The 9,424-nt window shown below is 59.3% G+C and carries 12 protein-coding genes and 1 pseudogene; 4 read left to right on the forward strand and 9 right to left on the reverse strand.

Annotated elements, in window-relative coordinates; genetic code table 11:
• The first annotated feature begins 318 nt into the window (after positions 1-318).
• From ACIP0B_RS19860 to ACIP0B_RS19875, 4 genes are all read left to right on the forward strand, one after another.
• A complete protein-coding gene (locus ACIP0B_RS19860) occupies positions 319-987 on the forward strand; it encodes a polysaccharide lyase family 7 protein (RefSeq protein WP_400835301.1) in 669 nt (222 codons plus the stop codon).
• A gap of 514 nt (positions 988-1,501) precedes the next feature.
• On the forward strand, positions 1,502-1,855 hold the full coding sequence (locus ACIP0B_RS19865; protein ID WP_400835302.1) for a DUF6124 family protein: 354 nt from the start codon (positions 1,502-1,504) through the stop codon (positions 1,853-1,855).
• 234 nt (positions 1,856-2,089) lie between these two features.
• Positions 2,090-2,419, forward strand: coding sequence for a hypothetical protein (locus ACIP0B_RS19870; protein ID WP_400835304.1), 330 nt, complete (start codon positions 2,090-2,092; stop codon positions 2,417-2,419).
• A 223-nt stretch (positions 2,420-2,642) separates the two neighbouring features.
• Positions 2,643-2,936 carry a hypothetical protein gene (locus tag ACIP0B_RS19875; RefSeq protein WP_400835305.1) on the forward strand — a complete coding sequence of 98 codons (294 nt, stop codon included), beginning with the start codon at positions 2,643-2,645 and terminating at the stop codon, positions 2,934-2,936.
• Between the two features lie 68 nt (positions 2,937-3,004).
• Here the strand turns inward: ACIP0B_RS19875 and ACIP0B_RS19880 are convergent.
• The 9 genes and pseudogenes from ACIP0B_RS19880 to ACIP0B_RS19920 all read right to left on the reverse strand — a co-directional run.
• Positions 3,005-3,157, reverse strand: a pseudogene (locus ACIP0B_RS19880) (fructose-1,6-bisphosphate aldolase); the annotation flags it as partial.
• Positions 3,158-3,300: 143 nt separating this feature from the next.
• On the reverse strand, positions 3,301-3,624 hold the full coding sequence (fdxA, locus tag ACIP0B_RS19885) for a ferredoxin FdxA (RefSeq protein ID WP_400835319.1): 324 nt from the start codon (positions 3,622-3,624) through the stop codon (positions 3,301-3,303).
• Positions 3,625-3,992: 368 nt separating this feature from the next.
• Positions 3,993-4,244 carry a helix-turn-helix transcriptional regulator gene (locus tag ACIP0B_RS19890; RefSeq protein ID WP_400835307.1) on the reverse strand — a complete coding sequence of 84 codons (252 nt, stop codon included), beginning with the start codon at positions 4,242-4,244 and terminating at the stop codon, positions 3,993-3,995.
• A gap of 160 nt (positions 4,245-4,404) precedes the next feature.
• Positions 4,405-5,469 carry a class II fructose-bisphosphate aldolase gene (fba, locus tag ACIP0B_RS19895; RefSeq protein ID WP_217894669.1) on the reverse strand — a complete coding sequence of 355 codons (1,065 nt, stop codon included), beginning with the start codon at positions 5,467-5,469 and terminating at the stop codon, positions 4,405-4,407.
• Between the two features lie 299 nt (positions 5,470-5,768).
• On the reverse strand, positions 5,769-6,101 hold the full coding sequence (locus tag ACIP0B_RS19900) for an MliC family protein (protein ID WP_400835309.1): 333 nt from the start codon (positions 6,099-6,101) through the stop codon (positions 5,769-5,771).
• 56 nt (positions 6,102-6,157) lie between these two features.
• Positions 6,158-6,379: a hypothetical protein gene (locus ACIP0B_RS19905; RefSeq protein ID WP_217894667.1), complete on the reverse strand. Its 222-nt coding sequence runs from the start codon at positions 6,377-6,379 to the stop codon at positions 6,158-6,160.
• A gap of 34 nt (positions 6,380-6,413) precedes the next feature.
• Positions 6,414-7,577, reverse strand: a complete 1,164-nt coding sequence (locus ACIP0B_RS19910) for a phosphoglycerate kinase (protein ID WP_400835311.1) — start codon at positions 7,575-7,577, stop codon at positions 6,414-6,416.
• Positions 7,578-7,594: 17 nt separating this feature from the next.
• Positions 7,595-8,647 (reverse strand): erythrose-4-phosphate dehydrogenase, encoded by a 1,053-nt coding sequence (gene epd / locus ACIP0B_RS19915; RefSeq protein ID WP_400835313.1) that lies wholly within the window; start codon positions 8,645-8,647, stop codon positions 7,595-7,597.
• A gap of 181 nt (positions 8,648-8,828) precedes the next feature.
• Complete coding sequence (locus tag ACIP0B_RS19920; protein WP_400835315.1) at positions 8,829-9,386, reverse strand: transketolase-like TK C-terminal-containing protein; 558 nt, start codon at positions 9,384-9,386, stop codon at positions 8,829-8,831.
• Positions 9,387-9,424: the final 38 nt, after the last annotated feature.

The raw sequence follows: 9,424 nt of genomic DNA on the forward strand, positions 1-9,424 counted from the left end.
CTTCTCTTGTCGGGACGTCAGACGGGATTCCGGTGAAAAACCGTACACCTACTGAGCCATCACTCTAGTCCGGGATCGGCAAAAGCTGTAGCTATCACAGGGCCATCACCCAAGCAAACGCTTGAGTAGCCGACTAACGGTCGTCGCTGGAGCCCCCGAAAACCGGGAAGGATGGCACTTCGACAGGATGTTGGCGCCAATCATCCGCCGAGCGGGCGTTAACAAAAAACGCCCCTGCGCTTATAAAGTCCGCCCCCGAAAGGCGCGGGCTAGAGCTTCTGGCACGTGCGTGCAGCGAAAACAAGCGGAAGCACCGACATGATCGACCTCGCAACCTGGAACCTCAGCGTTCCCGTCGGCAACCCGCCGTACACTGTCGAAACCTCCAAGCTGGTGAACGGTTTCAAGGACCAGTACTTCCACTCCGACACCGGCACGCTGTTCTTCTGGTCGCCGGTCACCGGCTCCAAGACCGAGAACGCCATCTACCCGCGCACCGAACTGCGCGAAACCTACAGCAACGGCACCCTGCGCAACTGGTACTACCCAGACGCCGACAACCTGCTGCGCGCAACCTTGGCGGTGAACAAGGTGCCCAGCTCCGGCAAGATCGTCATCGGCCAGATCCACGCCTACGAAAGCCAGCGGCCGCTGGTGAAACTCGAATACCAGTACAAGACCAAGACCGGCACCGGCAACCTGGTGATCAAGGTGCGCATGCACCCGGACGACGAAGACAGCCGCGTCATCACCCTGGCCACCGGCATCAAGCTGGACCGCGAATTCAACTACCTCATCCACCTCAGCCCCGGCGGCGCGCTCGGCGTGAGTGCGGCGGGCTACCAGTGGGACAGCCAAATCAGCGCGACCTGGCGCAACAAGCCGCTGTACTTCAAGGCCGGGGTGTATGTGCAGGACAACACTGGGTACACCAGCGAGGGCGGGCAGGTGACGTTTTCCAAGCTCGATATCGATCACAACAAGTAACCGACCCTGTACCCACTGTGGCGAGGGCGCTTGTCGGATCGCCGCACCGTCCCGCTGGCCTGCGCAGCAGGCCCTGCTTTTAAAAAGATGAGAAACGAGGGTCGCTACGCGCCCCGGCGGGAGCAAGCTCCCTCGCCACAGGGCCTTCATTGCCAGCTCGATTTTCGCGTCTGTTTAAAGGCGTTTGCCGTTACTTCCTGAACCCTACAACGGCTTGCGCCGCTGCCTACCGGTACGCCAGAATCCGCCGGCTTGTGCGCTTGGGGGCCCCTCGGTAACTTGATTCGCGTCACTGACTTCCAGTGATCGGGTTTAGTAGCCCGCGGAGTTTCTTCAGCAAGGTGCAAAGCACCGCCAGTCAGATCTCCCCGTCTGACCTTAATGGCGGCTGTGTGCAGGGCGCTTCGGCGCGCCGGTTTATGCTGAATACTTCCCGGTCTACTAACCTGCGCACAGCTGCCACCCTACTTTTAGTAGAGAAGGCGAAGCAGCTCCATTCAGGAGTATTCAGCATATGTTCAAAGTTACCCCGAACCCTCCGGAAACCGATCCGGCCTCCCCCTACGAATCCATCGATTCCCGCAAGCTCCACGAAGCCGCCGAACGCGCCCTCGACCACTACCTCAACCCCACCACGCCCACCTACCCCACCCACGACCCCATGTACTTCGCCAACCCGGCCTACACCACCGAATCCTTGCTGGCCGACGCCAGCGAAAACCTCGGCTCGGCCAGCGCCATGCTCGACCACTTCGCTACCCTGCTCGACACCCCGCACCGCAAACTGGCCCAGGGCATTGCGCAGTTGGTCATGTTGGGAGAGTTGGCGGTGAATCAGGCGTTGGATAACGTTGAGCCGAAGCTGTAGCGCCCGAGCCGGATGACACGCATCTGACCTGCGCCATCAAAAAACCCGCCAATCGGCGGGTTTTCTGTTGCGATGCACAAAAGAAAGAGCGAACGCCAACCTGTCAGCCGTTTGGCGATATCCCCACGCCGGTCAATTTCAAATGCGTCTAGAAAACTGTCAGACCTGACAGTGGTCGCTGCATCTGCACGCCATCATCATGCCGATTAGGAATCCGTAATCTGGAGAATGGAAATGGCCAACATCATGCACAACAAATACACCTCGAAAAACTATGAGTTGATTATCGTCGCCCAAGACGAAAGCGCCGGAAAAGTACGGGTAGTCATCTCCAGAAACGGCTCGAGCAAGTTCAACGACGTGGTCGGCAGCTTCACTTTTTACAATGACAGACAGACAACCGTGATGTGGTTCACCACATGTGACTCCAAATGGCGATTGGAAGCGCCTTATCGCAACGGCGACAAGAATTTTGACAATTGGTCAGCAACGAAGACATCGATAGTCGATACCACAAATGTCGAAAATGTCTATTTCACTTATGACATTTTTGAAACTACGTAACGACCAGAACACTTGCTGAATACCTAGTAGCCACCCCCTAACAAGGAATTAAGGACGTACTCAACATTAAAAACACACCTTCAAAAAACACAACAAATTAAATAGCAAAACAAATCAAACACCTGTCAACCATGACAGTGGAAAATGCACTTTCCGCGCTCACTATTAAACCGAGCGACTGCATAGTTCGCCGCTCACTCGAACCTAACTCAAGGAGAGTAAAATGGCCCTCATGACCCCTTATTTTCAAACTCCTGCCTACGGCAGCGTAATTTACAGAAACAACAATGATGTAAGCGATGTCGTCGGTCGAGGCGAACCCAGAACCCACGTCAACATTTATGTTTCGAACAGCGGAACTAGCTTGGCGGAGGTTTTCTGTGATGAAAATGGGCATTTTTCCGCGAAGCTCAAACTCGAAAACATTCCTAGCGGCCCTCTTTCCATAACCGCACGATGTGTTCTCGCCAGCGGAGTGTCTGAATGGAGCCCGGATCTGCAACTTGAACTTATTTAGGCCCAATCTACGGGCACAAAAAACCCGCCTCTCGGCGGGTTTTTCATGAAAGCAGCTCAACGCCAGGTTCAGTTCACCTTAGCGTTCAACTCACCCTTCAGATAACGCTGATACATGCCTTCCAGCGAGATCGGCTTGATCTTCGAAGCGTTGCCGGCGGTGCCGAAGGCTTCGTAGCGGGCGATGCACACGTCGCGCATGGCCTTCACGGTTTCGTCGAATAACCTGCGTGCATAAAAGTGAGCAGTCCGGTTTCCGGAACATAACTTTCCCAGAACACATCCCGTGACACATATCAGATACAACACCCTCAGTCCTATTCAAACCTTTGTATAAGAGCAAAGGCGAAAATCAACATGCCTGACTAACGCTTTAGAAACGGAAGCTTATTAGACTTACCCGCCCACTCTCCCGCACCCGGCAAAGCAGGCTTGGACTTACTTATGACCGGCCAGTACCTACTTAGATCAAAGTTAAGTTTCACACAATACAATTTATCACTCGGGACATCTTTCTCAGCAAAAATAGCGTTAACAGGACACTCAGCTATACATACCGCACAATCAATACAATCATCTGGGTCTATTACCAAAAAATTCTCCCCTTCATGAAAGCAGTTAACCGGACACACATCAACGCAGTCCGTATACTTGCATGCAATACAATTGTCCGTAACCACAAATGTCATTTTTTCATCTCCTTCCGCACAAAATAATCTTTTCATGCGAAACATCGACAAATCCTTTCGCACAGCAAGAATACTAATATCGAAAGCAAGAGCGCGCGCCTGTAAGAAATACCAGTTTTATAGACTGATACGAGATATCAACACTTGTGGACAGAGCTAACTTCACAGAGGCAAACACATAACGAGACGTGGCAATACTTGAGCCATTTCATGATCCAATAAAAATCCGCCTCGCCGCGTTTTTTATAACAGCAACTCTATACCAGGTTCAGTTCGCGTCGGCAGAATCGTAGGCAAACGAAAACTGCGAGCCCTTGGAGAATTCGCCAGAAAAACCTTGCGGGGTCGTGACGTCGAGCCGTCTGATCTTACGCATCGTGCTCCACCAGATCGGCAAGGGATTTGAGGTCAATCCGGCTATCGACGATTTCCAGTGCCATGCCCAGCGCAGACAGCACCCTGAACGCCGTGTAGAGCGCGACGTTTTCTCCGGCCTCAAGATCAATGATGGTCTTGCGGTTGCATTTGGCCCGGTGCGCCAAAATGGCTTGGCTGTATCCTTTGGCACGTCGCAACTCGCGGATCCTTTCACCGAACACGACAGGATTGTGCAGCAGCATGAATGTCACCTATAACGGACTTTTCTAGTCAATTACGTAAACATGTCCGTTACAGGTGACATTTCAAGCACCTCACATCTGCAAACATCGCCGGAAAATTCCGAGCATAAAAAAACCCGCCTCTCGGCGGGTTTTTCATGAAAGCAGCTCAACGCCAGGTTCAGTTCACCTTAGCGTTCAACTCACCCTTCAGATAACGCTGATACATGCCTTCCAGCGAGATCGGCTTGATCTTCGAAGCGTTGCCGGCGGTGCCGAAGGCTTCGTAGCGGGCGATGCACACGTCGCGCATGGCCTTCACGGTTTCGCCGAAGAATTTGCGCGGGTCGAACTCGCTCGGGTTGGTGGCCATCAGGCGACGCATGGCACCGGTGGACGCCAGGCGCAGGTCGGTGTCGATGTTGACCTTGCGCACGCCGTGCTTGATGCCTTCGACGATTTCCTCGACCGGTACGCCGTAGGTCTCTTTGATGTCGCCGCCGTACTGGTTGATGATCGCCAGCCACTCTTGCGGAACCGAAGAAGAACCGTGCATCACCAAGTGGGTATTCGGGATGCGCTTGTGGATTTCCTTGATGCGGTCGATGGCCAGCACGTCGCCGGTCGGCGGCTTGGTGAACTTGTAGGCACCGTGGCTGGTGCCGATGGCGATGGCCAGGGCGTCGACCTGGGTTTTCTTGACGAAGTCGGCGGCTTCTTCCGGGTCGGTCAGCATCTGGCTGTGATCCAGCACGCCTTCGGCGCCGATGCCGTCTTCTTCGCCGGCCATGCCGGTTTCCAGGGAGCCCAGGCAGCCCAGCTCGCCTTCCACCGAAACGCCGCAGGCGTGAGCCATGGCCACGGTCTGCTGGGTGACGCGCACGTTGTATTCGTAGTCGGTCGGGGTCTTGCCGTCTTCGCCCAGGGAACCGTCCATCATCACCGAGCTGAAGCCCAGTTGGATGGAGCGCTGGCAGACGTCAGGGCTGGTGCCGTGGTCCTGGTGCATGCACACCGGGATGTGCGGGAATTCTTCGATGGCCGCCAGGATCAGGTGACGCAGGAACGGGGCACCTGCGTATTTACGGGCGCCAGCCGAAGCCTGGACGATCACCGGGGAGTCAGTCTTGTCAGCGGCTTCCATGATGGCGCGCATTTGTTCAAGGTTGTTGACGTTGAAGGCCGGAACGCCGTAGCCGAATTCGGCTGCGTGGTCCAGCATCTGGCGCATGCTGATGAGTGCCATTGTGTGTCTCTCTCCCGGTTGAGGGTCGTTAATCGTGCCAGCCTGCCGGAGCGGCGGCGGCTATTCAAGTGATTGCGGATCGGGGGTCGAGGCCCGGCCCGGTGATTCGGTGAAACATAAACTTTGCGTGTGACCACCTGTGGCGAGCGAGCTTGCTCGCGCCCGGCTGCGAAGCGGCCGTGAAACCTGCGGCCCGGTTCTTTCTGAGGTACCGTGTCGCCTGGTTTGGGGACCGCTTCGCGCTCCAGCGGGAGCGAGCTCCCTCGCCACAAGGCCTTTCCGGTCTTCAGGCTGCCGGCTTACTCGGCCTTGCAGCCCCGGCCGATCAGATCATTGGTGGCGACCCAGTAGACCAGGCCTTCCTCACCCTTGATGTGAAACGCCAGCATGTTGTCGCTGTACAACGCACCCGACGCGCCCGGCTCCTCTTTCAGGCGGTAGACCTGATCGCCGCCGCCCAGGCGCACGTCGACTTCCTTGCGCCCGGCATCGGTGTAGCGCCACAGCACCTTGGCCTGGCTGTCGCAGGTCCAGGTGGTCCAGTCGTCCGCCGGTGCGGATGGCTGGAACAGCCCCAACTGCGCGCAACCGCCCAACAATCCCAACGCCGCAACGGCGATCAAGCCTTTCATCCGTGTTCCTCGACCGGCGGCGCACGCCGCCGGCCCTGAGTTAAAGGTCAGACCCGTCAAGGACAGCCCTGTTCCTTGGCCGGGGTTTGCGTCTCGTATTTGTCCAGGCCTTCCGGCCCCGAGCGCTTGTTCAGCACCGGGTTGGTTTCGGCTTGCCAGTCGGCCTGGTAGCAGCCCTTGTGCGCCTCGCCGGCGTCCGGCTGCGCGTCGGCCTGCGGGTGGCTCCCGCAGGCGGCCAGCGCACCGGTCAGCAGCAACAGCGCTAACGACTTGACCATGTGAACACTCCTTTGCCTGGCCAATCGGGCGGCCTCAGGCCTTGGCCCGGCTTTCCAGGACTTCGACGGCCGGCAGCACCTTGCCTTCGACGAATTCGAGGAACGCGCCGCCACCGGTGGAAATGTAGGAGATATCGCTGGCCACGCCATACTTGTCGATGGCCGCCAGGGTGTCGCCGCCGCCGGCGATGGAGAACGCGGCGCTGTCGGCGATGGCCTGGGCCAGCACCTTGGTGCCGTTGCCGAACTGGTCGAATTCGAACACGCCGACCGGGCCGTTCCACAGGATGGTCTTCGACGATTTCAGCAGTTCGGCGAAGTTGGCTGCGGTCTGCGGGCCGATGTCCAGGATCATGTCGTCGGCGGCCACGTCACCGATCAGCTTGACGGTGGCGGCGGCGCTTTCGGCGAATTCCTTGGCCACCACCACGTCCACCGGCAGCGGCACGCTGACCTTGGCGGCGATGGCGCGGGCGGTGTCCAGCAGGTCCGGCTCGTACAGCGACTTGCCGACCGGGTGACCGGCCGCCGCCAGGAAGGTGTTGGCGATGCCGCCGCCGACGATCAGTTGGTCGCAGATCTGGCTCAGGCTGTTCAGCACGTCCAGTTTGGTCGAGACCTTGGAGCCGGCGACGATGGCGGCCATCGGCTTGGCCGGCGCGCCCAGGGCCTTGCCCAGCGCGTCCAGTTCAGCGGCCAGCAGCGGGCCTGCGGCGGCGACCTTGGCGAACTTGGCCACGCCGTGGGTCGAACCCTCGGCGCGGTGGGCGGTGCCGAAGGCGTCCATCACGAACACGTCGCACAGGGCGGCGTATTGCTGGGCCAGTTCGTCGGCGTTCTTTTTCTCGCCCTTGTTGAAGCGCACGTTCTCGAACAGCACGATGTCGCCGGCCTTGACGTCAACGCCGCCCAGGTAGTCGGCCACCAGCGGCACTTCGCGGCCCAGCGCCTTGCTCAGGTAGTCGGCGACGGGCTTGAGGCTGTTCTCGGCGGAGAACTCGCCTTCGGTCGGACGGCCCAGGTGCGAGCAGACCATCACCGCCGCGCCTTTCTCCAGGGCCAGCTTGATGGTCGGCAGCGAAGCCAGGATGCGCGCATCGCTGGTCACTGCACCGTCCTTGACTGGGACGTTGAGGTCTTCGCGGATCAATACGCGCTTACCTTGCAGATCGAGGTCGGACATCTTCAACACGGTCATGGGTCGCACTTCCTGGATTACTTGTTTGTTGGAATCGCTGTCTGCAGATAGTGCTCTGCAACGTCCAGCATTCGGTTGGCAAAACCCCATTCGTTGTCGAACCAGGCCAGGATGTTCACCAGCCTCGGGCCGGAAACGCGGGTCTGACTGGCATCGACGATGGCCGAATGTGGGTCATGGTTGAAATCGCAACTGGCGTGAGGCAACTCGGTGTAGGCCAGAAGCCCCTTGAGCGGGCCGGCGGTGGCGGCGTCGCGCAGGATCCGGTTGACCTCGGCGGCGTCGGTGTCGTTCGCGGTCTGCATCGTGATGTCGAGGCAGGACACGTTGACCGTCGGCACGCGTACGGCTTTGGCCTGAATTCGCCCGGCAAGTTCCGGCAGCAGGCGCTCGATGCCGCGTGCAAGGCCGGTGGACACCGGAATCACCGACTGGAACGCCGAACGGGTGCGGCGCAGGTCTTCGTGGTGATAGGCGTCGATGACCGGCTGATCGTTCATCGCCGAGTGGATCGTGGTGATCGACACGTACTCCAGCCCCACCGCCCGGTCCAGCAGGCGCAGCAGCGGCACGCCGCAGTTGGTGGTGCAGGAGGCGTTCGACACCAGGCGCTCGGCGCCGGTCAGGCAGTCCTGGTTGACGCCGTAGACGACGGTGGCGTCGACATCCGATTCGCTGGCCATCGGCTGGGAGAACAGCACCCGCGGCGCGCCGGCGTCGAGAAAGCGCTGGCCGTCGCCGCGGGTGTGCCAGGCGCCGGAGCATTCGAGCACCAGGTCGACGCCCAGGGACGCCCAGTCGATGCCTTCGGGGGTGGGACTGCGCAGCACCTTCACGCAATCGCCGTTAATGTGCAGACAATCGCCGTCGACCTTCACCTCACCGGGAAACCGGCCGTGGGTGGAGTCGAAGCGTGTCAGGTATTCGATGCTGGCCATGTCGGCCAGGTCGTTGATCGCGACAATCTCGAACCCGGCCTTCTCGCCTCGCTCGAACAACGCACGCAAGACGCAACGACCGATACGGCCGTAGCCGTTGAGTGCAACTTTGTAGGGACGCGGTTGAGGCATGGGGTTCTCGATAATACGCAGACCAGACGCAATGCTTATGTGCGACACATCCCTTGTGGGAGCTGGCTTGCCAGCGATAGGGCCATCCGCTTCAACCTATGTGCTGACTGAACGGACGCTATCGCTGGCAAGCCAGCTCCCACAGGGAATTGCGGTGACCGGGAGGTCACCGCCGTGTGCCTTAGTCTTCCAGCAGCTCTTCGGCCTGGCCCAGGATGTTCTCCAGGGTGAAGCCGAACGCTTCGAACAGCGCCGGAGCCGGTGCCGATTCGCCGTAGGTGGTCATGCCGATCACGCGGCCTTCCAGACCCACATACTTGAACCAGAAGTCGGCGTGGGCCGCTTCGATGGCGATGCGCGCGCCGACCTGCAGCGGCAGGACCGACTGCTTGTAGCCGGCGTCCTGGGCGTCGAACACGCTGGTGCACGGCATCGACACCACACGCACCTTGCGGCCCTGCTCGGTCAGCTTGTCGAAGGCCTGGACGGCCAGGCCGACTTCGGAGCCGGTGGCGATCAGGATCAGCTCAGGCTCGCCTGCGCAGTCCTTGAGCACGTAGCCGCCGCGGCTGATGTCGGCGATCTGGATCGCGTCGCGGGACTGATGCTGCAGGTTCTGGCGGGAGAAGATCAGCGCCGACGGGCCGTCCTTGCGCTCCAGGGCGTTTTTCCAGGCCACCGCCGATTCGACGGCGTCGGCCGGACGCCAGGTGTCCAGGTTCGGCGTGCTCCCACACATCGAGACCGAGAATCGGCGTGTTGCCGTTCATCAGCGGG

Source organism: Pseudomonas sp. NPDC089534 (assembly GCF_044749305.1).
Lineage (GTDB): Bacteria > Pseudomonadota > Gammaproteobacteria > Pseudomonadales > Pseudomonadaceae > Aquipseudomonas > Aquipseudomonas ekonensis.

What these genes read in the sequence shown, in the direction of transcription:
- ACIP0B_RS19860 (WP_400835301.1), top strand. Translation starts at nt 319, where the DNA reads ATGATCGACCTCGCAACCTGGAACCTCAGCGTTCCCGTCGGCAACCCG.
- ACIP0B_RS19865 (WP_400835302.1), top strand. Translation starts at nt 1,502, where the DNA reads ATGTTCAAAGTTACCCCGAACCCTCCGGAAACCGATCCGGCCTCCCCC.
- ACIP0B_RS19870 (WP_400835304.1), top strand. Translation starts at nt 2,090, where the DNA reads ATGGCCAACATCATGCACAACAAATACACCTCGAAAAACTATGAGTTG.
- ACIP0B_RS19875 (WP_400835305.1), top strand. Translation starts at nt 2,643, where the DNA reads ATGGCCCTCATGACCCCTTATTTTCAAACTCCTGCCTACGGCAGCGTA.
- fdxA (WP_400835319.1), bottom strand. Translation starts at nt 3,624, where the DNA reads ATGACATTTGTGGTTACGGACAATTGTATTGCATGCAAGTATACGGAC.
- ACIP0B_RS19890 (WP_400835307.1), bottom strand. Translation starts at nt 4,244, where the DNA reads ATGCTGCTGCACAATCCTGTCGTGTTCGGTGAAAGGATCCGCGAGTTG.
- fba (WP_217894669.1), bottom strand. Translation starts at nt 5,469, where the DNA reads ATGGCACTCATCAGCATGCGCCAGATGCTGGACCACGCAGCCGAATTC.
- ACIP0B_RS19900 (WP_400835309.1), bottom strand. Translation starts at nt 6,101, where the DNA reads ATGAAAGGCTTGATCGCCGTTGCGGCGTTGGGATTGTTGGGCGGTTGC.
- ACIP0B_RS19905 (WP_217894667.1), bottom strand. Translation starts at nt 6,379, where the DNA reads ATGGTCAAGTCGTTAGCGCTGTTGCTGCTGACCGGTGCGCTGGCCGCC.
- ACIP0B_RS19910 (WP_400835311.1), bottom strand. Translation starts at nt 7,577, where the DNA reads ATGACCGTGTTGAAGATGTCCGACCTCGATCTGCAAGGTAAGCGCGTA.
- epd (WP_400835313.1), bottom strand. Translation starts at nt 8,647, where the DNA reads ATGCCTCAACCGCGTCCCTACAAAGTTGCACTCAACGGCTACGGCCGT.
- ACIP0B_RS19920 (WP_400835315.1), bottom strand. Translation starts at nt 9,386, where the DNA reads ATGTGTGGGAGCACGCCGAACCTGGACACCTGGCGTCCGGCCGACGCC.